This window comes from Flavobacterium sp. ZT3R18 (genome assembly GCF_007097385.1).
Classification (GTDB): Bacteria; Bacteroidota; Bacteroidia; order Flavobacteriales; family Flavobacteriaceae; genus Flavobacterium.
On sequence record NZ_VJZS01000011.1, the window covers coordinates 86,811 to 111,626 of the forward strand.

Below are 24,816 nucleotides of genomic sequence, written 5' to 3' on the forward strand. Positions count from 1 at the left end.
GTTTATTTTTGAAGAGGATTGCAAATTTAGTGTTTTTTTTATTCTTAAAGAATCAAAACCTTTCATCGGACAGGTATCATAGTGTATGAAAGTCTTACTAATCAAAAAGTTTTGGTCTCCTAGTGCTGTACTTTTTGAGCTTCAATTCGCTTACCAATTTTGATTTTTACAACCATTTTAATAATTTCTTTATTGAGGCTAATTTGTCATTATAAGGTGCGTATCTCATGGGGAGGTCTAACCAAGTTGCCTTTTTTACTACACCTTTATGATGCGAAAAAGTATCAAAACTCAATTGGCCGTGATATGCACCAATTCCGCTATGGCCTACGCCACCAAAAGGGAGTCTTTTATTAGAAAAATGCATGACCGTTTCATTAACGCAGCCTCCACCAAAGGAATGGTTTTTGATTATTTTTTTTGCGAATTTTCTATCATCGGTAAAGACATATAATGCTAATGGCTTTTCGTATTTTGAAATCACGGTACTTATTTCGGATTCTTCTTTATAAGTAAGTATAGGTAATATTGGTCCAAAAATTTCGTTTTCCATGAGTAAACTGTCTAAAGAATTTTCTTCAATGAGAGTGGGACTGATGTAACAATTTTCAACATCGGTTACTCCTCCAAAAATGATTTTTTGAGGTTCAATCATGCTCACTAATCGGTGCCAATTTTTCTCATTGACTATTCTAGGAAAATCAGGGGATAATTTTGGGTCTTCTCCGTATGCTGCTGTGATTTCTTTTTTAAGATAATCCACAAAATGGCTTTTCATATCTTCTTGTATCAAGATATAATCAGGAGCAATGCAAGTTTGTCCTGCGTTCAAAAATTTACCCCAAACAATTCTTTTGGCGGCTAGTTTTAAATTAGCAGTTTCGTCTATAATACAAGGGTTTTTACCTCCAAGTTCCAGTGTTACTGGAGTTAGATTTTCGGCAGCGGCTTTGGCAACGATTTTGCCAACAGGAACACTACCTGTAAAAAAGATATAATCCCATCTTTGTGCCAGTAATTTTTGGGAGGCTTCTACACCACCTTCTATCACTTTAACGTGATTGTGATGGAACACTCTTTCGATAATTTCAGCGATTATGGCCGATGTTTTCGGAGTCAGTTCTGAGGGTTTTAAAACCACTTGGTTACCAGCAGCAACTGCCGATATTAAAGGGCAAAGCGCTAGTTGAAACGGATAATTCCAAGGCGCAATAATTAAAACTTTACCATAGGGTTCTTTGTAAATATAATCTGTAGAAGGAAAGTTGAGCAGTGAGGGCCATACTCTTTTTGGTTTTGCCCAACTTTTGATGTTTTTTATGGTATCTTTTAATTCAGATATTACATAACTGGTTTCTGTAAGAACCGATTCAAAAGCGGGTTTTTTGAAATCCTCGTGTAAGGCTTGGATGATTTCATTTTCATGTTTGATAATTACATCCAGCAGTTTAATTAAAGCCTCTTTTCTTGAACCAATATTTAATTTGTAACTCATCATAAAAACAGATTGTTTAGTATAATGCAAGTTAAATTTTATAATTCATATATAATATTTTTTTCCTGTAAAATACGGGACAAGTGGATTGAAATTATTTTAAGTTTTTTAGACACGAATTGCATGAATTATCACGAATTCTTTTGTCATGAAAAATTTCACGAATTCCGTCTATAGTCGGTATCGCTGCAAAGAAAACCGATTTTATTTCGTTCATAAAAAAACTGATTTACTGAAATCAAAAAAGAATTAGAGAGAATTTGTATGTCATATTATTTCAAGTATCTACCAAAGGGAAATAAATTAGTGCAAATTAGTGTAATTCGTGTTAGCTTTTTTTAATGCATTTCCCTTGCTCTAAAATATCAAATAGCCTTCCAAATCACTTCATCTGGAGTTGGAGCAATAATGGTAATATTTTCTTTGGAAACGGGATGAATAAATACCAATTTTCGGGCGTGAAGATGAATTCCACCATCAGGATTGCTTCTGTCAAAACCGTATTTTAAATCGCCTTTTATGGGAGAACCAATAGCCGATAGTTGTGCTCGTATTTGATGGTGTCTTCCGGTGTGTAATTGAATTTCAAGGCCGTAATAATTGTCCAGTTCTTTAATGATTTTGTACTCTAAACTGGCCAATTTACTATCTGGAACTTCTTTGAGATGTGCTTTTGAGGTGTTGTTTTTTTCGTTTCTTTTGATGTAATGAACCAGAGTGTCTTCGTTTTTCGAAGGCTTGTTTTTAACAACCGCCCAATATGTTTTTTGAGTTTCTCTGTTACTGAATAACTCATTCATACGGGTTAAAGCTTTGCTGGTTCTGGCGAAAACAACGATTCCCGTGGTAGGTCTGTCTAATCGATGAACCACTCCAAGAAATACTTCGCCAGGCTTATTGTATTTCTCTTTGATGTATTCTTTTACAACATCGCTTAACGGTTTATCTCCGGTTTTGTCCCCTTGCACAATATCTCCTACACGCTTGTTTACCACGATTAGGTGGTTGTCTTCGTGTAGGATTTGGAGATTGTTTTTATTGGATATTATTTTATTGGACAATGTTGATTGTTTAAGGGTTTAAAAAGTTTAAAAGTTTAAAATTGTTTAATCGAGTGAACTGAATACTGCGACTGAAAACTGAAAACTAATACTGTTCACTGGCATTTGGAAAATCACTCGATTTCACATCATCAACATATTGACTGATGGCTGTTGTCATTCCTTCGTATAAATTCATGTAGCGACGTAAGAATCTTGGACTAAATTCATTGTTCATACCCAACATATCGTGAATTACCAATACTTGCCCGTCTACACCACCACCAGCACCAATCCCAATTACAGGAATCGAAATGCTTTGTGCTACTAATGTTGCCAAATGTGCCGGTATTTTTTCAAGTACCAATCCAAAACAACCTAGTTTCTCTAGTAATTTGGCATCTTGAATTAATTTTTCGGCTTCTTCTTCTTCTTTGGCACGAACGGTATAAGTACCAAATTTATAGATAGATTGAGGCGTTAATCCCAAATGTCCCATAACAGGAATTCCAGCGTTTAATATTTTTTTTATGGATTCTTTTATTTCTTTACCACCTTCTAATTTTACGGCATGACCACCACTTTCTTTCATGATTCTGATAGAAGAACGTAAGGCTTCTTTTGGGTCAGATTGGTAACTTCCAAAAGGTAAATCAACAACAACCAAAGCTCTTTCGACAGCTCTAACCACAGACGAAGCGTGGTAAATCATTTGATCTAATGTAATTGGTAAAGTCGTTTCATGACCTGCCATAACATTCGAAGCTGAATCTCCAACCAGAATCACATCAATCCCAGCGGTATCTACAATTTTGGCCATGGTATAATCATAAGCCGTAAGCATCGAAATTTTTTCGCCATTGGCTTTCATCTCAATTAAGGACTTTGTAGTTATTCTTTTATAGTCTTTTTTTGCTACAGACATAATTATTTATGATTTTAATTCCGATATTTTTCGGTGTTGGTTTTTGTTAGAAAGCGTAAAAGTAATAAAATGAATTTTTTTAAAATGAATTTTAATGAGGAATATCTAAAAGTAGGAGAAGGAATTTATGGAATGACAATTAAACTAAAATTTTAAAAAAAATCCCTACAACAAATAACTAAAACAACTAATTTTGAAAATTCAATTCACAAATTCCAATTTTGAAAAACATCCTCATTATTGATGACGAAGAAAAATTACGTCATCTTCTTGCCCGAATCATAAAATCCGAAGGCTTTGAAGTTTTTGAAGCGTCCGATTTGAAGTCAGGTTTTAAGAAACTTGAGATTAATGATATCGATGTTGTTTTATGCGATGTCAAGCTTCCTGACGGTAACGGTGTTGATTTTCTTCAAAAGATAAAAACCACATTCCCTCTTACGGAAGTCATATTGTTGACCGCTTTTGGTAAAATTTCTGATGGTGTTCAAGCCATGAAAAATGGAGCGTTTGATTATATCGTAAAAGGTGATGATAATGATAAAATCATCCCGCTGTTGTACAAAGCATTAGAAAAAGTACAACTGCAAAAGAAAGTCAAACAGCTTGAAAAACGAATCTCTGATAAATATTCTTTTGATAACATTATTGGAAAGTCAAAAGGGTTGGAGCAAGTTATCGATTTGGCTAAAAAAGTAGCAAAGACCGATTCAACCGTACTTTTAACAGGGGAAACCGGAACCGGAAAAGAAGTTTTTGCGCAAGCCATTCATGAAAATAGCAACCGAGTGGGAAAATCTTTCGTGGCACTAAATTGCAGCACTTTCAGCAAGGAAATTCTAGAAAGTGAATTATTCGGACACAAACAAGGGGCTTTTACAGGGGCCATAAAAGACAAAAAAGGTTTTATCGAAGAAGCCAATGGCGGAACTTTGTTTCTGGATGAAATAGGCGAAATGCCACTAGAACTGCAAGCCAAATTATTACGGGTTCTAGAGACCAGCGAATACATTCAAATAGGAGATACGACACCTAGAAAATCAAATTTCCGCCTGATTGCAGCAACGAATCGAGACTTAAAATATGAAAGCGACGAGCACCGTTTTCGTTCGGATTTGTACTTTAGATTGAATGTTTTCGAAATTAAAATTCCACCATTGCGAGAAAGAATAAAAGATATCGCTCCCTTAACGCTATATTTTGTTGAACAATTTTCATTAAAGGGTAATAAAAAGGCATTGACTTTTGATGCTGATTTTATGTCGAAATTAGAAACCTATCATTGGCCGGGAAATGTCCGTGAATTGAGGAATGTAATAGAGCGTTCCGTTATTTTAGTGAATGGCGAAATATTGACACAAGATGTTTTGCCTTATGAAATTCAACACCAAATAGACAACACTAACAAAATAGTATCGGCGTTTTCGATGCAAAGTGTCGAAAAACTGCATATTCAGAAAGTATTGAATTATACCAAAGGCAACAAAGCCGAAGCAGCACGCTTACTCGAGATAGGTATTGCAACGCTTTACCGGAAATTGGACGAGTATAATATTCAATAGCAATCTTATCATTTCAATAAAAGCCTATCATTTTGATAGGTTTTTTTATGCCTTTTTTTGGCACGGAAAGGACAACACTTTAGGGAACAATGTTTTATGGTTTTTGTTTTTTTTTGGAATACTTTTTGGCATAAGCGATGAAGAACATAAAAAATCATTCTTATGAAAAATCAAATCACTACGGTTTACAAACAAGCAGAACGATTTGCCGAAATCACAAAAACGGCAATCATTACTGGAAATATAAATCGGGCAAAAAAATGTTTGGCACTGGCCGAACGGTTATTCGAAACGGGAAGCAACGAAACAAAAAATGCCATTTCAAACGTATATGTTTTTTCGGTTTCCTCATTCATGGAATTGCGTAACTGCAATATTTCCAATCTGTTTCCAAAATCGTTGAAGGCAGAATATATCAAACAAATCAATACCTCAGGAGTGTAGAAAAGACAACTAGATAATAGAATATAGATAAAAGACTAAAACGATAGTAAAAAACAAATAAATCTTAGTGTCTAAGTCCCACATCTATTATCTCTTCGTTTTTCATCTTAAGCAGTAATCTAAATAAATTAATTATATGTTAACCACTATTCTTTTACTCGCATTAGGAGCTTTTCTTTTTGCGATTTGTTTTAAAACCGTCGAATTTTTTGAAAAAATCTAAATCATGACTGCACTATTTATTATCGCACTTGCCGTTTTCGGCTATTTGGTTTATGTCCTAATTAAACCCGAAAAGTTTTAATAAAATGAATTTTTAGAATTTAAGATTGTCACGGAGAAATCTAAAATCTAAAATCAACAATCTAAAATTAAATAATATGAACGCAGAGTTATTTGGTGTCATCAGTATTTTTATCGTTTCAATAGTTTTAGCAATTCCTTTGGGAAGATATATTGCTAAAATCTATTCAAACGATAAAACGGTACTAGACCCGGTTTTCAATCCAATTGAAAAATTTATTTTTAAAATCAGTGGCATCAATGCAACTGAAGAAATGAACTGGAAGCAACATTTAAAAGCACTTTTGAGTGTAAATATGGTTTGGTTCTTTCTTTGTTTTTTTATCTTATTGTTTCAAGGTTCACTGTTTTTAAACCCAGACAATAATCCATCCATGTCGCCCGATTTGGCATTTAATACTGCTATTTCATTTGTGGTAAACTGTAATTTACAGCATTATTCAGGAGAAAGTGGAGTTTCTTATTTGTCACAACTCTTTTTAATGTTCTTGCAATTTGTATCTGCTGGTGTCGGAATGGCAGCAGCAGCAATGGTTTTTACTGCAATGAAAGAAAGAACTACTGATAAATTAGGGAACTTTTACAATTTTTTCATCAAAAGTTGTACTCGTATTTTATTGCCACTTTCAGCTGTTGTAGCTGTTGTTCTGTTATTTAACGGCACACCAATGACATTTGAAGGAAAAGATACGATTACTACTTTGCAAGGAGATACTGTTGAAGTTTCCCGTGGCCCAGCGGCAGCTTTCATTGGAATCAAACATATTGGTACCAATGGTGGTGGGTTTTTTGGAGCCAATTCTGCTCATCCATTAGAAAACCCAACCTATTTTACGAATGCGGTTGAACTTTGGGCACAATTGATTATCCCTTTTTCGATGATTTTTGCTTTGGGTTTTTATTTAAAGAAAAGGAAATTCTCGTACGTTATTTTTGGAGTAATGACTGTTGGTTTCTTGCTTTTAGTAGTGCCAACTGTTATTAGTGAACTCAACGGAAATCCAGCTATCGAAAGAATGGGAATTACCCAAACTACTGGTGCCATGGAAGGTAAGGAAGTCCGTTTTGGACCCGCCGTTACTGGGTTTTGGAGTATTGCCACAACGGTAATTTCTACAGGATCGGTCAATAGTATGCATGATAGTTCGATGCCAGTTTCGGGTTCGATGGAATTGTTAGCCATGATGATCAATGCCTTTTATGGCGGATGTGGTGTAGGGATCTTGAACTTTTACATTTTTATTATTCTGGCTGTTTTTATTTCGGGTTTAATGGTGGGAAGAACACCTGAATTTCTAGGAAAGAAAATTGAAGCCCGTGAAGTAAAAATCGCTGCTTTCATTGCGATTCTGCATCCCTTATTGATATTGTCGGGAACGGCTTTGGCTTCTTATTTTGCTGCGAATGATACGGCAATGGGCTATTGGTTTAGCGGAAACGCAACAGGCTGGCTGAACAACCCAGGTCACCACGGATTTTCAGAAATGTTATACGAATATACGTCTAGTGCTGCCAATAACGGTTCTGGTTTCGAAGGGTTAGGAGACAACAATCCGTTTTGGAACATCACCACAGGAATTGTGTTGTTATTGAGTCGTTTCATTCCTATAATTGGACCATTGGCTATCGCAGGATTATTAGCCAATAAAAAATACATTCCAGAAAGTGCAGGAACTTTAAAAACAGATACTACCATTTTTGGAGTAATGGTTTTTGCAGTAATTGCAATTATTGCTGCTTTGTCTTTCTTTCCAGCATTAGCACTTGGACCTTTAGCAGAATATTTTACATTAAAATAAAAAAAGTTAGAAATTAGAAGTTAGAGGTTAGAAGTGTATCAGTAAACTTAGAACCCGAAATCCATAAACTGAAGACTTATAACAGTTAACTCATTTTAAAATGACTAAAAATAAATCCAATTCATTGTTTGAGAGTAAGCAAGTAAAAGATGCCTTAGTGCAGTCTTTTGTGAAGCTGAACCCGAAGGTAATGTTCAAAAACCCGGTAATGTTTACCGTAGAAATCGGGACTGCCATTATGTTTGCCGTGTGTATTTCCATTTTATTTGGTGCACAGGATCAAGGTAGTTTTGCTTATAATTTCATTGTATTCTTAATTTTACTGGTTACACTTTTGTTTGCCAATTTTGCCGAAGCTATTGCCGAAGCTCGTGGAAAAGCACAAGCGGACAGTTTAAGAAAAACACGCGAAGAAACGCCAGCAAGACAGGTTTTACCTAATGGTGAAATCAAAAACATTAGTTCTTCAGAATTGAAGAAAGGCGATGTTTTCGTTTGTGAAGCAGGCGATTTAATTGCCACTGATGGTGAAATTATCGAAGGTTTGGCTACTATCGATGAGAGTGCCATTACTGGAGAAAGTGCGCCCGTAATTCGGGAATCGGGTGGCGATAAATCATCAGTAACTGGAGGGACAAAAGTGTTATCCGATAAAATAAAAGTTATTGTGACCAACGAACCGGGCGAAAGTTTTCTAGATAAAATGATTGCTTTGGTAGAAGGAGCAAGCCGTCAGAAAACACCAAACGAAATTGCATTGACGATTTTGTTGGCAGCTTTTACCTTAATCTTCGTGATAGTTTGCGTGACATTGAAACCGTTTGCCGATTATGCGAATGCACCAATTACGATTGCTGCTTTCATCTCGCTATTTGTTTGTTTGATTCCAACGACAATTGGGGGTTTACTTTCAGCGATTGGAATTGCGGGAATGGACAGAGCGTTGCGTGCCAACGTAATCACAAAATCAGGAAAAGCGGTAGAAACTGCTGGAGATATTGATGTACTGCTTTTGGATAAAACGGGAACAATCACTATTGGAAACAGAAAAGCCACCAATTTTTATCCGGCAAAAGGAATCTCACAAGAGGATTTCATCAAGTCAGCGGTGTTGAGTTCACTTGCCGATGATACGCCAGAAGGGAAAAGTATTGTAGAATTGGCTGGACAGGAAGTGGCTCAGAAATTATCTATTGAAGGAGCTACTTTAATCAAATTTACTGCGGAAACCCGAACTAGTGGTGTTGTATTGAAAGACGGAACCAATATTCGGAAAGGGGCTCAAGATGCTGCCAAGAACATAGCACAACAAGCTGGAAACCTATTTCCAGTGGATATTACTCAAACCGTAATCGCTATTTCTTCCAAAGGAGGAACGCCTTTGGTCGTTGTAAAAAACAATGAAGTTCAGGGAGTTATCGAATTGCAGGATATCATCAAAACGGGAATGAAAGAACGTTTTGACCGTTTGCGAAAAATGGGCGTAAAAACCGTGATGGTTACGGGAGACAATCCATTAACAGCCAAATTTATTGCCGAAGCTGCCGGTGTAGATGATTTTATCGCCGAGGCCAAACCTGAGGATAAGATGAACTACATCAAAAATGAGCAACAAAACGGTAAACTCGTAGCCATGATGGGTGACGGTACGAATGATGCCCCCGCTCTTGCACAAGCCGATGTTGGTGTTGCCATGAACAGCGGAACGCAAGCGGCAAAAGAAGCCGGAAATATGGTCGATCTTGATAATGATCCAACCAAGTTAATTGAAATTATTGAAATAGGAAAACAATTGTTGATGACCAGAGGAACGCTGACCACGTTCTCGATTGCCAATGACGTAGCGAAGTATTTTGCTATTGTTCCTGCGCTTTTCATCACTGCGATTCCAGCTCTTGAAGGTTTGAATATTATGCGTTTGCATAGTCCGGAAAGTGCTATTTTATCTGCCGTGATTTTTAATGCGATTATCATTCCGATATTGATTCCACTGGCTTTAAGAGGGGTTGATTATAAACCAATCGGAGCAAGTGCCATCTTGAAACGAAACCTGTTGATTTACGGTTTTGGTGGATTGATTGTTCCGTTTATCGGAATCAAATTAATCGATTTGGCGGTGGCGTTATTTATGTAATAATAACGTAGAGACGTTGCAATGCAACGTCTCTACAAAATAAACAAAAAAATGAAAAATATATTTTCAATATTAAAACTGACCTTTCTAATGGTCGTTTTATTCGCAGTCATTTATCCTTTGGCAATTTTTGGAATTGCACAGTTTGCTCCAAATCATGGGAAAGGAGAAACCATTTCGGTAAACGGAAAAGTGGTAGGCTATCAAAAAATTGGACAAAAATTTGACAAGTCTAATTATTTCTGGGGACGACCATCGGCAGTAGATTATAATGCTGCGGGGAGCGGGGGAAGTAACAAAGCAGCAAGTAATCCAGATTATTTGGCTTTAATACAAAAAAGAATAGACACGTTTTTGATAGCACATCCGTATTTGAAAAAATCGGAGATTCCATCGGATATGGTTACAGCTTCGGGTAGTGGTTTAGATCCAAATATTTCGCCAGAAGGAGCGCTGATTCAGGTGAAAAGAGTGGCGGCAGTACGTAAATTGTCTGAAGAAAAAGTAAAAGCATTGGTAGAAAATAAGATCAATAAACCTACATTAGCGGGAACTTCAACAGTGAATGTTCTGGAATTGAATGTGGCTTTGGATGAATTGAAATAAGAATAAATTCAATAACAATATCAATTTCAATGGCAATATCAATTTTAAACAAAGAGTACTAAGAATTAATAAAAAGGTTTTTAAAAACGAGATGCCCTAGCCCCGATAGAAGGGAAAATCCTTTTGTTTTTTTTCTTTTTAAAAAAACAAAAGATTTGGAATGATAGCGGGATTAGCTCCTAAAAATAATAAAATGAAAAAAATAATAGTTTCGGCTTTAATAGTTTTTGGATTTACAACCATTGATGCTCAAGAAGTGTCCAAAAGTCCGGTTACGTTTTCGGGTTATGTTGATGTTTATTACAGTTATGATTTTGGGAAACAGGATAATCATACCAAACCGGGATTTATTTACAATTACAATAAATCGAATGAAGTGAACGTGAATTTGGGCATGGGCAAAGTGAATTATACGAAAGAGAATGTTCGCGGGAATTTTGCGCTAATGGCAGGAACGTATCCTCAGTATAATATGGCTGCGGAGCTGGGATTGCTAAAAAATGTGTATGAAGCCAATGTAGGTGTGAGAATTTCTAAAGACCATAATCTTTGGGTAGATGCGGGAGTTATGCCTTCGCATATTGGTTTTGAAAGTGCGATTGGTAAAGATTGTATGACTTTGACCAGAAGTATTCCGGCTGAAAATTCTCCATATTACGAAACTGGAATAAAAATTGGATACACTTCTGCGTCCGAAAAATGGTATTTGGCTGCTATGTATTTGAATGGTTGGCAACGTATTCAGAAAATTGAAGGGAATCAAACACCTGCTTTTGGAACGCAAATAACGTACAAACCAATTTCGGGAGTTGCCATGAACTGGAGTACTTATGTTGGAAACGAACAACCCGATATTGACAAGAAATGGCGTTATTTTAATGATTTTTATGGACAATTTAAAGTTGCCGAAAAAATAAATATAATTACAGGTTTTGATATTGGAGCACAACAATCCACTAAAGGAAGTAGTAATTATGATGTTTGGTATTCGCCGATTGTTATAGCACAATACAAACCAACGTCCAAAATTCAATTGGCAGCGAGAGGTGAATATTGCCAAGATGCGAAAGGTGTAATCATTGGAACAGGAACACCAAATGGTTTTAAGACGTATGGTTTCTCGGCCAATTTTGATTATTTGCCTGTAGATAATGTAATATTTAGAGTAGAAGCACGAACTTTGAATAGCAAAGATGCCATCTTTTTGAAAGACAATAATCCTACAGATAGTAATGTATTTGTTACTACATCTTTGGCGGTTTCTATTTAAGTGAAGTAGGAAGTAGGAAGTAGGAAGTAGGAAGTAGGGAGTAGGGAGTAGGAAGTAGGGAGTAGGAAGTAGCAAGAAGAAGGAGGATAGAAGTAAAAAGTTGTGATATTAATATTTTGCGGTCATCTTCCATCTCCCATCTTCCATCTTCCCAACTTCCATCTTCGAAACAATTAAAAAATGGACAACGAAAAAGAAAATAATGTCAAACACTTTCTCGATTTAATTCAGAAATCACGAAGAGGAAAGTTTAAAATCTACATCGGGATGAGTGCTGGTGTGGGCAAAACTTTTCGTATGTTGCAGGAAGCTAACACGTTATTGCGAAATGGGATTGATGTGAAAATAGGGTATATTGAGACTCATAACCGTAAGGAAACACAGGATTTATTAGAAGGATTACCTGTAATTCCGCGTCGAACTATTTTCTACAAAGGAAAGCAGCTTGAAGAAATGGATTTGCAAGCCATAATTAATCTTCGACCAGAAGTGGTCATTGTAGATGAGTTGGCGCACACCAACATTGAGGGCAGCAAAAACGAAAAGCGTTGGCAAGATGTTTTGGAGATTTTAGAAGCGGGAATCAATGTGATTTCGGCTGTGAATATTCAACATATTGAAAGTTTGAATAAAAATGTCAAACTCATTACCAATATAGAGGTACAGGAACGCATACCCGACAGTGTTTTGAAATTGGCAGACGAAGTAGTTAATATTGACTTGACCGCCGATGAATTGATTACACGTTTGAAAGAAGGGAAAATTTATACTGCCGATAAAATCCCTACTGCCTTGAGTAATTTTTTTAAATCAGACCAAATTTTGCAATTGCGGGAATTGGCGTTGAAAGAAGTGGCCAGTCAGGTTGTTCGAAAAGTGGAAAATGAAGTTCCTAAAAACCACGCTTTGAAACACGAAAGATTCTTGGCCTGTATTAGTAGTAACGATACAACGGCTAAAATTGTAATTAGAAAAACCGCACGTTTAGCCAGTTATTACAACAGCAAATGGTATGTTTTGTATGTTGAAATTCCAAGTGAGAGCAGTGACAAAATAGCACTCGACAAACAACGTCATTTGATTAATAATTTCAAATTGGCGACACAACTCGGTGGCGAAGTCATAAAAGTGGAAAGCAAGAATATTACCGATGCTATTTTAGATGTCGTTAAGCAAAAACAAGTAACTACGGTTTGCATTGGGAAACCGCATTTGAGTTTGTTTAAAGTGATTTTATCAACGACTATTTTCAATAAATTGCTCCACAATTTATCCTCATCAAATATTGATTTAATAATTTTATCATAGAATAAATAATTCCTAACAAGAATAAAAATGAAAATTAAAACCAAATTAAATCTGGGAGTAGGCCTTCTCTTTTTATTAATAATCATCCTTTCATTAGTAAGTGCATTTTATATTTTTTCGATAAAAAAAGACACCGAAAACATTCTGAAAGCCAATTACAATACATTGGAATATTCAAGGAACATGTTACTTTCGTTAGACGAGATAAATAGTAATACAGAGAAAGCAATCACTACATTTGAAACCAATCTCGACAAACAGACCAATAATGTTACCGAAGTAGGAGAAGACGACGCCACCCGAAATTTGAAGAAAAATTTTGATGTTTTGAAAAAAAACAGTACCGATGAGACATTAAAAAGTCAAATTCGACAAGATATTTTTGAGATCATGAAATTGAATATGGTGGCTATCAAACAAAAAAGCGATGTTGCTAAACACACCGCCGAAACAGCCAACTTATGGATTGCCATAACGGGGGCACTTTGCTTTTTGATTGCGTTTAATTTGCTGATAAATTTACCCAATAATATTGCCAATCCAATCAAGGAGTTAACAGAGAGTATCAAAGAAATTGCCAATAAAAATTATTCGGAACGGGTGCATTTTATGAGCCATAATGAGTTTGGCGATTTGGCAAAATCATTTAATACAATGGCACAAAAATTAGAAGAGTACCACAATAGTAATCTCTATAAATTATTGTTTGAAAAGAAAAGGCTGGAAACCTTAATCAACAATATGCATGATCCCATTATTGGATTGGATAATCAAGGATTGATTTTATTTGTTAATGATGAAGCATTGAAAATCATTGGAATGAAATCAGAGGATGTAATTGGAAAAACAGCTACGACCTTAGCGTTGACAAATGATTTGATGAAATCATTAATCGTAAAAAACCTTAAAAATGAATCTCAAATGTTGGGACAAAAAACACTTCCGATGAAAATTTTCGCAGATGGAAAGGAAAGTTATTTTGAGAAAGAAAATGTAAATATAACCATTCAACCCACAGGGGAAGACGATACGATTGACATAGGTGATGTAATTATCTTAAGAAATATTACTCCTTTTAAAGAATTGGATTTTGCCAAAACCAATTTTATCGCCACAATTTCGCATGAGCTAAAAACGCCTATATCTTCTATAAAGTTCAGTTTGCAATTATTAGAAAAAGGACAAAACGGAATCCTAAATGAAGAGCAAAAATATTTGGTTGAAAGCATTAAGGACGACAGTGAGCGTCTATTGAAAATCACGGGCGAATTGCTAGAGTTATCGCAAGTAGAAACGGGAAACATTCAGCTCAATATAGAAAAAAGCAATCCATACGAAATTGTGCAATATGCCACAGAAGCCGTAAAAATGCAAGCCGAACAAAAGCAAATTGAGTTGGTTATTGAAGCCGAAGAAAATCTTCCGGACATAAAAGCCGATAGCGAGAAAACAGCTTGGGTACTGATTAATTTCTTGACCAATGCCATTCGGTATTCTTCTGAGCAGAGTGAAATAATCGTAAAATTGAAAAGCGATAGCCATCAAGTTTCATTCACTGTAATTGATACTGGAAAAGGAATTGATAATCATTACTTAGCTAAAGTTTTTGATAAATATTTCCAAATCCCGGGAAGTCACAAAACGGGAACCGGATTAGGATTGGCTATATCCAAAGAATTCATTGAAGCCCAAGGCGGGACTATAGCTGTTGAAAGCGAACTGGGATTGGGAAGTGCTTTTTATTTTAAATTGGCAACGGTTTAGTTTTAGTGTTCAGTTTTTTCAGTCTCAGTTTTTAGTCTCAGTTTTCAGTTTTCAGTTTTCAGAAAAAAGTAAACAAATTAAAATATATTTCCGATTGCAGTAAGAAATAAAAAAAAATCAGATTAAGACGACAAAACATCCTGTCTGATTTTTTTATTGCTCGATATTTTGTATTCAACTTTAGCTATCTGAAAACTGCCTTAACTCGATTTTAGACATTGTTTTTTAATTTGCTACAGCGACTGAAAACTGAATACTGCGACTGCGACTGAATATTGCGACTGAAAACTGCGACTGAAAAATCCCCTAACAGTCCGCCATATTTACGGCAATTGCCAGTCCACCTTCAGAGGTTTCTTTGTATTTTGAGTTCATGTCTTTGGCGGTTTGCCACATGGTGTCTATAACTTTATCCAAAGGCACTTTTGCGTTTTCAGCATCGGTTGCCAAGGCGAGTTCTGCGGCATTAATAGCTTTTATGGCACCCATTGTATTTCTTTCGATACACGGAATTTGAACCAAACCTCCTATAGGATCACAGGTTAATCCTAAATGGTGTTCCATAGCGATTTCGGCAGCCATAAGTACTTGTGCAGGCGAGCCTCCCATTAATTCGCATAAAGCAGCAGCAGCCATTGCAGAGGACACACCAATTTCGGCTTGACAACCACCCATAGCAGCTGATATAGTTGCCCCCTTCTTAAATATACTGCCTATTTCTCCAGCAACCATCAAGAATTGTTTGATTTCTTTTTCGCCGGCTTGGTGGTTTTCAATTACTAAATAATACATCAAAACAGCAGGGATTACTCCGGCACTTCCGTTGGTAGGAGCTGTAACTACTCGACCAAGTGCTGCATTTACTTCATTTACGGCCAGTGCAAAACAGCTTACCCATTTTAGGATTTGACGAAATTTCACTTCGGTTTTACGAATTTCTTCTAGCCATTCCTGAGGATTGGTATAGTTTGCTAAACCAATTAAATTTTGGTGCATATCAAAAGCACGTCTTCGAACGTTTAGTCCACCCGGAAGAATACCTTCGGAATGACAACCGATATACATGCATTCGAGCATGGTGTTCCAAATGCGCATTAATTCGTGATGAATTTCGGCTTCGGGACGCATCGATTTTTCATTCTCATAAACGATTTCAGAAATAGTTTTGTTTTCGTTAATGGTATAATTCAAAAGTGCTGATGCATTTTGAATAGGGAACGGAAAGGCACATTTAATAGCCTGTTTCTTTATGGCGTTGGCCCGTTCTTCTTTTACCACAAATCCTCCACCTATAGAGTAAAAAGTTGAAACATATTCGGTTTCATCATTAAAATAAGCCGTAAAGGTCAATCCATTGGCATGGAAAGGAAGGAAGTTTTTGTTGAAAATAATATCTTGAAGAAAGTAAAAAGGGATGTTGATTTCATTCCCCAAATTGAGTTCGTTTTTAGCTTCAATTGATTTGATAATTCCGTCAATATCTTGAATAGGGATGTATTCGGGATCTTGACCGCTTAAGCCTAACATAACAGCCAAATCAGTGGCATGTCCTTTTCCAGTTAAAGAAAGAGAACCGTATAAATCGACTTTTACTCTTGTAATAGTATTAATGTTGTATTGATTTCTTAATTCGATTAAGAAACGTTCTGCCGCTCTCCAAGGGCCAAGTGTATGAGAACTAGAAGGTCCGACACCAATTTTTAACATATCAAAAACCGAGATACATTCTTCCATAAATTTGTTTTTTTAGGACAAATATAACCAATAATTAATTGTATATAAAGTGAAATTTTTCCCAAAAAATGACAATTTGACAATAATGATGTTAAAAGAGAGTAGTGATTTAGAGGATTGATATAACGTTTCTGTTTTGTGCAGCATTAGTATTCTGTGTTTTTTTATTTTAATGCAGTTCATTTAATTACTAAAAAAATAGCATCATACTTTTTGTGATTTTTATTGGTGTACAAAGATAATAAGCCTATATTTGTGGCTTCATTCAAAAATTCCGGAAAACATGTTTGAATTTCAACAGTATTTAGGCTTTTTACTTTTCTTAACCGTCCTTACAATGGGATTTTGGTTAATGTTTTTTTTAGTTGGTTTTGTATCCTATTGGGTAGGTGGAGCAACTTGGGAAGCTTATAAAGAAAATAAAGCAAAAAAAGAAGAGCAATCAGCATAGTCTGATTTTACTTTACAAAAAAAAGGATTCGTTTTTACGAATCCTTTTTTTATGTCTCATAATGGCTATATTCTAAAATAAATAGCATTGCATTTTAACCACACTTCAACTTCGTTCAGTGCAGGTATAAGACATATAAGCTAAAATCTAGAAACATTAACTTATATGTACTTATATTTCTTAGTATGGTAAATTTTTTCATCCCCGAGCGTTGGGATTAGTTTTTTAATTATCTTTTTAAAAAAGGGCTTCGTTCAAGAAACGTACTCTTTGAACGAAGCCCTTTTTTAGCTAATTTTCATTTCATTCAGCCGACTCTGAAAACTGCGACTGAAAACTAAAAACTGATTAGTTTTTCATTCGGTTTTAATTACCCAGGGAAATCACCATTATTTTCTTCTTGATTCTTTTTAGGTTGTTGTTTTTCCTTGTCATTTTTTCCTTTGTTGAAACGATAGGTGAACGATAAATTGAATTGACGTTTACGGAATTGCATTTCACTGTACGATGTTTGGTTTTCAAGATACGTATAAGATCTCATAATTCTCGTGTTGAAAATATCACTAATATTGAACGCTATTGTTGCTTTGTCTTTTAGTAGATCTTTACTGAAAGCGGTGTTCATACTAAACTGATCTAAGCTTTTTCCTTGTGCCGTTTTTTGTTCACCATTGTAAGTAGCATTCAATTGCCAGTCGATTTTGTATGGTAATGTTAGTTTTGAACTAACTCTTGCAAACCAAGTATTGGCTTGGTTGTCAAGATTTTGCACTATAAGGTCGCCTTTTGTGTCCGTATAGCTATGTTCTCCAGTTGTTTTTACATTATATAAATTGAAATTACTGTTTATTCTCCATATTTTGAATGGGTTGTAATTTAAAGTAAACTCAAAACCAAATTTTTGTTCTTTTCCTAAGTTAATTGGTTTGCTTTTAATAACTGGAATTCCATTTACATCATCACCAGTAGGAGATCTTACAAAGCTGAAAACATCTTTTGTGTTTTCAAAATAAGCAGATGTATTAAATGTTACTTTTTCCCAACGTTTGATATATCCAAAATCAAATTTGTCTGTTAAGGATGGGTCTAAATCTGGATTACCTTGAAAAATATTAACGTTACTTGAATAGTTTACAGCAGGGTTCATGAAACGTCCTCTTGGTCTTGTTAAACGTTTGCTGTAGCTTGTAGTGAAGTTACTTTGATCTGAAATTTCATAACTAATAAAAGCACTCGGAAACAAGTTGTTGTACTTTTTAGTATTGAAATCGTTGGCATCTAATAAGTTTACTTGAATATTGGTATCTTCCCAACGTAAACCAAATAAATAAGAGAATTTATTTTTTTTGAAACCATATTGTGTATAAACAGCATTGATGTTTTCTTTGTATTCTAAAGTATTTGATAAATCCTTTATTCGTACTCCTTGATCGTCAAGAACATAATATTGGTTGTTTAAATCACCAAAACTTCCTTTATATCCAGCTTCAAACTGACTTCCTTCTCCTAGTGGGAGTACATAATCGGCCTGTAATTGCGCTTGTTTTTGAACCTGGTTGTTTAAGGTGTTGTTATAATTGTCAGAGCCTGTAATAACACTTTGGCCATCATCAGTATTTTTTGAAATAGAAGCATCAACAGTAAGTTTGTGTCCTTTGTCGTTGAAGTTTTTAATTAAGTTTGAAGTATATGAGGTGTTTTCACTACCAGTATCTCCAGTATTCAAACGGTAAGTTGAACCTGAGAAAATATGAGAGGCATCATAGTTGTTGTAGTTGATTAAATCAGTGTCTTCACCAGTATTTTTTTCGTAATTGATGGCATTTGTCCAATACGTATTTGGTGCTATTGTCCATTCAACACCAGCTCTTCCATTAAAACCATCTTTGGTTCTTTTTGTGTCACGATCTTCATCTAAAAAGCTTTTAACAGAACCGTCTTTATAGAAATATTCTGAATTAGTTTTACCGCCACCTTCATTTGTTTTGTGATTGTAACCCGCAGTGGTGAAGTAGTTTAATTTTTCTGTTTTATAATTCACATTGGTACTTAAACCATAAGTCTTAGGAATACCTGTTGAAGCTATAAGAGTTCCGTTTAAACCTTGATTTTTGCCTTTTTTAAGGATGATATTGATTATTCCAGAACCACCTTCCGCATCATATCGTGCAGATGGATTAGTGATAACTTCAACTTTATCAATGGCATCAGCAGGAAGTTGTCTTAAAGTTTCTGCAATATTTATTGCATAAGATGGTCTTCCATCAATTAAAATTCGGATATTATCACTTCCTCTTAAGCTTACATTTCCTTCGGTATCAACAGAAACGGAAGGGACATTGTCTAAAACATCACTTACAGTTCCGCCTTTTACCATCATATCCTGACCAACATTGTACACTTTTTTGTCCAGTTTTATTTCAACTGATGATTTTTCGGAACGAACAACCACTTCGTTCAATTGAGAAGCATCTTCTTCTAGTTCGATTGTACCTAAAGACGTTTTTTCGAGTATTTCTTTTTGCTTGATTTCGATTGGTTTAAACGAAATGAATTCTAATGTAATGTCATATATCCCTGGAAAAACATCAGCTTCAAATTCGCCTTTGTTGTTTGTGATTCCGCCAGTTAAAGCTTTAGAGTTTTTAGTGTTTTTTAATGTGATAGTAGCATATTCTAGAGGTTGGTTGCTAACTTTGTCAACTATTTTTCCTGTTACTTTTATTTTGATTCTTGTTGGTGGCCCTTGTTGTGCAAAATTGGATAATCCAACAAGTAAAAATAAAAGAACTACAGTAAGTTTGAAATTTTTCATGTAAAATAAATAAGTTTTCCAACTTGGATAGCGGAAAATGAAAATGGTTTAAAGTAGAAACCTTAAAGTTTTGTTAATGTCTGTAAAAATGGGGTTACCTTCTCCGGATCTCTTCCTATAATCGCTTGATCTCCTTTGACTACAATAGGTCGCTCTATAAGAATAGGATTTTCAACCATGGCTTGAATCACTTCGTCAGATGTCAATGATTTTCCTTTGAAATTCTCTATCCAAATTTTTTCTTTCTGACGCACTAGTTCAATTGGAGTAAGATTTAGTTTTTGCAGTAATGACGCTAATTCAGCTGTTGTTGGTGGAGTGACTAGATAATTGATGATTTCAAACGCTGCATTTGATTCTTCTAAAAGCAGTAAACAATTTCTTGATTTTCCGCAACGCTGATTGTGGTATATTTGTATCATTATGGTAAGTAAGATTTAGATTATGTTAAAGTAAAGAGTTACTTTAGATGAAGCAAAAATAAGATTTGAAATACCAATCGAAGTATAATTATAAAAAATAATAAATGTTTTTAGAACAAGGAATAAAAAAAGAGAATAAATTTTCGAAGTATTTAATGGGGACTGTATTTATACTATTTGCTTCTTTTTTGGGGCAGTTACCCATGTTAATGGCTATTTTATATCAAACTACATTCAAAGGCAAGGCATATCCATCCGGTGATCAAGAACTGATGCGTTTTTTTGAACCCAATTTGACTTTGTTTTTTGTCCTTTTTTCTTTTGTTTTTGCTTTGTTCGGAATCTATTTTGTTGCTCGTTTTTTGCATCGACAGTCATTACTTTCGATAATAACTTCAAGAACAAAATTAGATTGGAGTAGGGTGTGGTTCTCTTTTAGTATCTGGTCTATTTTTACCATTGTTTCAACTTTATTGTATTGGTTTTTTAACCCTAGTGATTTTATGCTTAATTTTAAACTAATTCCATTTTTGGTTTTAGTGATAATAGGTACTTTGTTAATACCCATACAAACTACTGTCGAGGAATTGGTGTTTCGAGGATATTTGATGCAAGGATTCGCCAATTTATCCAAAAATAGATGGTTTCCTCTAATTATGACCTCCAGTATTTTTGGGTTGATGCATATTGGTAATCCAGAAGTAGCCAAGATGGGGTATGAGGTTATGGTTTATTATATTGGGACAGGATTCCTTCTTGGGATAATCACATTAATGGATGAAGGAATGGAATTAACATTGGGTTTTCATGCAGCCAATAACTTAATAGGGGCATTATTGGTCACATCAGATTGGTCTGCTTTTCAAACCAATTCTATTTTTAAAGATGTCTCAGAAACCACCGTTACAATTGATATTATTATGCCTGTAGTGGTCGTTTATCCCTTACTTTTAATTATATTTGGTAAGAAATACAGTTGGACGAATTGGAAAGAAAAGCTAACTGGAGAGATTGTTTAAAATGACAAATTACTAAGAGTCTAAGAATCTTAGTCACTTAGAAACTTAACTTCACAATATATCTAAAAAAAATAACCGCCATGATTAACACAGTAACTTATAAAAATGTTCATAATTTTTTTAAATTAAATGGGTATCATTTAACTAAAGAAGATTTATGTAGGGTAGCCTATAGTTTTATAAAAGAAGGGGAAGATTACGAACAAGCTGTTGGAGAGTTCCTGCTGGATTGGTTTGATGATAAAAGTTATGTTGACATGTACACATCGGGCACCACAGGTACGCCCAAAAAGATAAGGATAGAGAAAGAAGCAATGGTGCAATCGGCGATTGCTACAGGTGATTTTTTTGGACTTCAACCGGGGAATAGAGTTTTACATTGTTTACCGACTAATTTTGTTGCTGGTAAGATGATGTTTGTTCGATCCTTTATTTTAGGCTTAGACATGGACTTTGCTGCTCCAAGTTCTAATCCTTTAGAACATAATGACGAACTATATGATTTTGCTGCCATGGTGCCGCTTCAGGCAAAGAGTTCTATTAAAAAGTTGACGAATATCAAGAAAATAATCATTGGTGGAGTCAAAATTAATAAGCCTTTAGAACAAGAATTGGAGAAATTGCCGGTACAAATTTACGAGACCTATGGTATGACGGAAACTATCACTCATATTGCTGCTAAAAAAATTGGGGAAGACGCTTTTTCTACGTTACCTAATGTTACCGTTTCCGTAAATGAGAATCAATGTTTAGTAGTTCTTGCGAAAAATATCAGCAGCGAAAAAATTGCAACGAATGATGTTGTTGATTTAATTTCGGATACTCAATTTGTTTGGTTGGGTAGATTTGATACTGTTATTAATAGTGGTGGTATAAAATTAATACCAGAACAAATTGAGGATAAATTATCTAGATTGATTTCAAGACGTTATTTTGTAAATGGCGAACCGGATGATACTCTGGGAGAAAGAGTAGTACTATATATCGAAGGTGAAACGATGAAACTAGACGAATCAGTTTTTAATGCATTAGATAAATACGAAAAACCCAAAGAAATTATTTTCATACCGAAGTTTAAAGAAACGGCTACCGGAAAAATAATGAGAGCTGAAAGTAAAGAGCTGGTTGCAGAAAAGTAATAGTTGTAATGTGTTTGTTAGTTTTCAGTCCAATAAGGGTGCTGATTTGTAAAATGGATTCGGTTTTTACAAATAGTGTTAATCGATTGAATTTCGATGTTTACAGCCAACTCTGAAAACTGCGACGGCGACTGGAAACTTCGTACTAAATACTAAAAAAAGAGAGAACCAATAATCCTCTCTTTTTTCCTAGGTTCTACCACGAATTGAGCGGGTAAAAAATTTTGACACGAATTTTACGAATTGACACAAATTATATTCAATTTTAAAATTAAATTACACAAATTATATCTGTTTTAAGAAATTCGTAAAATTATAACACTCCAATATTCGTGTAAATTAGTGCAATTCGTGGCTTCCTTTTTTTAAATTTACAAAACCCACACAATTCGGGGTAGTACCCCATCCTAATTATTTTTCCATTTTAAAAAAATAATCGGCTGAGTTTTTTCCGCTTCCATAAATTAAGAAAAATATACAAAGAGCTAGGGCAACTATAGCCACTAATAAATTTTGATGATGCATGTCTCCCATAAAATTGATGACTATCGCACCCAATAGAATAGGTAATTGACCTATTATTGCCCAACGGGTTAGCAATCCGAAGAAAATTAAAATCCCTCCAAGAAAATGTGCTGAAGCTATATAGTGAATAATAAACCATCCATACATTCCTTTGTCTATATTGTCAATTGAAGATATTAAATCTACTAAATATTGGATGTTTGTTATAAAAGTTATTCCTTTAATAAACAAAAATACACCGAGTGCCATACGTACCAAATCAATCGATAAATAAGTGTGTGCATTAGCCCACTTATTCAAGGTTTTCACATTGTTCATAACATCGTAAGTTTAAATTAGTTATACTAAAGGTATTAAATATTAGCGAGATATGAAAAAATTTTACATTTTTAACTAGGGATGCTGTTATTTTAATGTGATGTTTTTGTCTTTTTTGTTTTCGTCAAGAATTGTCGAGTTATTCGTGATATCTTCCAAAATCCAATTCAGTTCTGGATCTTTTCCATTGACATAATCTGCTATTGTTGGGACAATTTCCTTATCGGGAAAAACACCACGTCCTTCAAGAGTTGTTTTGTAAAATGGAGTAATTGCCAGTAAACCAATTTTTATGTTTATCTCAGAATTTGGTAACTTAATCATAGGCATTATTCCGGCTACACTTCCATTAAAGGCACCACCTGTTTCTTCTCCTACAAAAGTGGCTCTTTTGGAACCTTTTAAATTAGATGAAATAATACTAGACGCAGAAAAGGATCCTCCGTTTATAATTACATACACTTTGCCTTTGAAAGCATTTTTGTTTATCGGTTTTGGTTTTGACAAGGAATTAGAAGCGTAATAATTGCCATTTTTATCTTTATAAGTTTTAAAATAGACAACTGGAGCATAAAAGGGAGTTACTAAAATTTTAGCTAAGAGTGGGGCTTTATTAAAAGGTGATTTTTCAATCAAACTGGTCTTAGAAGCGACTTCGTAAGGATTTAAAAACACATAAGTAGAGTCTGATAGATAACTGTATAAATCACTAATTTCGTTTAATGCACCTCCAGGGTTATTTCGCAAATCGATAATCAGAGTTTTGGTTTTTTTTAATTGCATTTTACCAAAGCTTTCTTCATAAAAGCGGCTCGGTTTTCCCAAATCAAAATGTCTAATTTTAAGTAGAGCAATGCTACTGTCTTTCTCGATGAATTTTAGATCCCTGTTGTTGGTTTTTGTGGTTTCATCATAGCCATATGTACTTTTGTCCTTCTTAATTTTTTTCTTTTGCTTAGCGTCAAGTGTAGTTATTGCCTCTTTGGTTTTTGCTTTATTTGTTTTTAGTGGTTCTGTTTTTTTTCGCTTGATACAAACTACCCGTAAAGAATCATTTTGCTTGAAACTATAGTTAATGCTATCTTGAAGACCATTCTCATTGCTATAAAAAGTAGAGATCATATATGACATTCGTTTTCTTTTGAAGGTTTTGTTGTAACCATCAGAGGTAAATAATGTATAATATCCAGAAACTAATTCACTTATTTTTTTATCATTAATAGCAATAACTTCTGCTCCTGTTTGTATTGATTTATTTTTAGATTTGTTTTTTAGAACATACATCTTGTCATTGATGATTCCAAAATCAAACTGGGAAAATGGTCCTATTCCTTTATCTTTGAGAGCTTTTTTTTCTGCTTTATTCAGTTTTTTTGTAGAAGGAGAGACGATCAAATGACCTTGACGAACTGAAGCAACCACGGGACTTAGTTTTTTATAAAATTCAAAACTGGTCATGGGTTTTGTAATGGTGTTTTTTAAACTATCAAATTTGTAGTCGAGTTCTTTTTTTGAAATGTACCAATACAGTTTGGGCTGTAAGCGTTGTAGTTTTTTATAAGTAAAATCTAAGTCGGCTTTCAAATCGTTTTCGACGATCAAGTCGTTTAAGTGTGCGTTATGTTCTTTTACGGAAGTACATTGGATGAATAGAAAACTAAAAAACGAAAGGATTACTATTTTTTTCATAAATGTAAAGGCGTTGTAAGTTTTACAAAATCAAGTTTAGAGTTTGTTTGAATA

Annotated in this window: 21 protein-coding genes; 12 read left to right on the top strand and 9 right to left on the bottom strand. The window is 34.7% G+C overall.

What is annotated here, in order from left to right; genetic code table 11:
- Positions 1-166: 166 nt before the first annotated feature.
- The 4 genes from FNW52_RS12720 to panB form a co-directional block, all read right to left on the bottom strand.
- Positions 167-1,495 (bottom strand): aldehyde dehydrogenase, encoded by a 1,329-nt coding sequence (locus FNW52_RS12720; protein ID WP_143377902.1) that lies wholly within the window; start codon positions 1,493-1,495, stop codon positions 167-169.
- A 94-nt stretch (positions 1,496-1,589) separates the two neighbouring features.
- Positions 1,590-1,712 (bottom strand): hypothetical protein, encoded by a 123-nt coding sequence (locus FNW52_RS21140; protein WP_255515595.1) that lies wholly within the window; start codon positions 1,710-1,712, stop codon positions 1,590-1,592.
- Positions 1,713-1,860: 148 nt separating this feature from the next.
- Positions 1,861-2,556, bottom strand: coding sequence for an RluA family pseudouridine synthase (locus FNW52_RS12725; protein WP_143377850.1), 696 nt, complete (start codon positions 2,554-2,556; stop codon positions 1,861-1,863).
- 85 nt (positions 2,557-2,641) lie between these two features.
- A complete protein-coding gene (gene panB, locus FNW52_RS12730; protein ID WP_143377851.1) occupies positions 2,642-3,460 on the bottom strand; it encodes a 3-methyl-2-oxobutanoate hydroxymethyltransferase in 819 nt (272 codons plus the stop codon).
- A 218-nt stretch (positions 3,461-3,678) separates the two neighbouring features.
- On the opposite strand from panB, the gene FNW52_RS12735 reads away from it, so the two are divergent.
- From FNW52_RS12735 to FNW52_RS12775, 9 genes are all read left to right on the top strand, one after another.
- Complete coding sequence (locus FNW52_RS12735; RefSeq protein WP_185965977.1) at positions 3,679-5,022, top strand: sigma-54 dependent transcriptional regulator; 1,344 nt, start codon at positions 3,679-3,681, stop codon at positions 5,020-5,022.
- Positions 5,023-5,184: 162 nt separating this feature from the next.
- Positions 5,185-5,466: a hypothetical protein gene (locus FNW52_RS12740; RefSeq protein WP_143377853.1), complete on the top strand. Its 282-nt coding sequence runs from the start codon at positions 5,185-5,187 to the stop codon at positions 5,464-5,466.
- A 226-nt stretch (positions 5,467-5,692) separates the two neighbouring features.
- Complete coding sequence (gene kdpF, locus FNW52_RS21310) at positions 5,693-5,770, top strand: K(+)-transporting ATPase subunit F (protein WP_016362011.1); 78 nt, start codon at positions 5,693-5,695, stop codon at positions 5,768-5,770.
- 76 nt (positions 5,771-5,846) lie between these two features.
- Positions 5,847-7,568: a potassium-transporting ATPase subunit KdpA gene (gene kdpA / locus FNW52_RS12750; RefSeq protein WP_143377854.1), complete on the top strand. Its 1,722-nt coding sequence runs from the start codon at positions 5,847-5,849 to the stop codon at positions 7,566-7,568.
- Positions 7,569-7,668: 100 nt separating this feature from the next.
- The gene (gene kdpB / locus FNW52_RS12755; RefSeq protein ID WP_143377855.1) at positions 7,669-9,702 is read left to right on the top strand and encodes a potassium-transporting ATPase subunit KdpB; all 2,034 of its coding nucleotides are present in this window, start codon (positions 7,669-7,671) and stop codon (positions 9,700-9,702) included.
- A 51-nt stretch (positions 9,703-9,753) separates the two neighbouring features.
- Complete coding sequence (locus FNW52_RS12760) at positions 9,754-10,308, top strand: K(+)-transporting ATPase subunit C (protein ID WP_143377856.1); 555 nt, start codon at positions 9,754-9,756, stop codon at positions 10,306-10,308.
- Between the two features lie 193 nt (positions 10,309-10,501).
- Positions 10,502-11,578, top strand: coding sequence for a porin (locus FNW52_RS12765; RefSeq protein ID WP_143377857.1), 1,077 nt, complete (start codon positions 10,502-10,504; stop codon positions 11,576-11,578).
- Between the two features lie 180 nt (positions 11,579-11,758).
- Positions 11,759-12,886, top strand: coding sequence for a sensor protein KdpD (locus FNW52_RS12770; protein ID WP_143377858.1), 1,128 nt, complete (start codon positions 11,759-11,761; stop codon positions 12,884-12,886).
- 27 nt (positions 12,887-12,913) lie between these two features.
- The gene (locus FNW52_RS12775; RefSeq protein ID WP_143377859.1) at positions 12,914-14,650 is read left to right on the top strand and encodes an ATP-binding protein; all 1,737 of its coding nucleotides are present in this window, start codon (positions 12,914-12,916) and stop codon (positions 14,648-14,650) included.
- Positions 14,651-14,956: 306 nt separating this feature from the next.
- On the opposite strand, the gene FNW52_RS12780 is transcribed toward FNW52_RS12775, so the two are convergent.
- Positions 14,957-16,384 (bottom strand): L-serine ammonia-lyase, encoded by a 1,428-nt coding sequence (locus FNW52_RS12780; RefSeq protein ID WP_143377860.1) that lies wholly within the window; start codon positions 16,382-16,384, stop codon positions 14,957-14,959.
- 283 nt (positions 16,385-16,667) lie between these two features.
- Between FNW52_RS12780 and FNW52_RS12785 the strand changes: the two genes are divergently transcribed.
- Entirely contained in the window at positions 16,668-16,835 is a 168-nt protein-coding gene (locus FNW52_RS12785; RefSeq protein WP_143377861.1) for a hypothetical protein, read from the top strand.
- Between the two features lie 370 nt (positions 16,836-17,205).
- Here the strand turns inward: FNW52_RS12785 and FNW52_RS12790 are convergent, their stop codons facing one another.
- Both FNW52_RS12790 and arsC read right to left on the bottom strand, forming a co-directional pair.
- Positions 17,206-19,650 (bottom strand): outer membrane beta-barrel family protein, encoded by a 2,445-nt coding sequence (locus FNW52_RS12790; RefSeq protein ID WP_143377862.1) that lies wholly within the window; start codon positions 19,648-19,650, stop codon positions 17,206-17,208.
- A gap of 62 nt (positions 19,651-19,712) precedes the next feature.
- Positions 19,713-20,072, bottom strand: a complete 360-nt coding sequence (gene arsC, locus FNW52_RS12795) for an arsenate reductase (glutaredoxin) (RefSeq protein ID WP_143377863.1) — start codon at positions 20,070-20,072, stop codon at positions 19,713-19,715.
- A gap of 104 nt (positions 20,073-20,176) precedes the next feature.
- On the opposite strand from arsC, the gene FNW52_RS12800 reads away from it, so the two are divergent.
- Together FNW52_RS12800 and FNW52_RS12805 are read left to right on the top strand one after the other, a co-directional pair.
- On the top strand, positions 20,177-21,091 hold the full coding sequence (locus FNW52_RS12800) for a CPBP family intramembrane glutamic endopeptidase (protein ID WP_143377864.1): 915 nt from the start codon (positions 20,177-20,179) through the stop codon (positions 21,089-21,091).
- An 80-nt stretch (positions 21,092-21,171) separates the two neighbouring features.
- Complete coding sequence (locus FNW52_RS12805) at positions 21,172-22,230, top strand: AMP-binding protein (protein WP_143377865.1); 1,059 nt, start codon at positions 21,172-21,174, stop codon at positions 22,228-22,230.
- 411 nt (positions 22,231-22,641) lie between these two features.
- On the opposite strand, the gene FNW52_RS12810 is transcribed toward FNW52_RS12805, so the two are convergent.
- Positions 22,642-23,073 carry a DoxX family protein gene (locus FNW52_RS12810; RefSeq protein ID WP_143377866.1) on the bottom strand — a complete coding sequence of 144 codons (432 nt, stop codon included), beginning with the start codon at positions 23,071-23,073 and terminating at the stop codon, positions 22,642-22,644.
- 87 nt (positions 23,074-23,160) lie between these two features.
- On the bottom strand, positions 23,161-24,762 hold the full coding sequence (locus FNW52_RS12815) for a S41 family peptidase (RefSeq protein WP_143377867.1): 1,602 nt from the start codon (positions 24,760-24,762) through the stop codon (positions 23,161-23,163).
- Between the last annotated feature and the right edge of the window lie 54 nt (positions 24,763-24,816).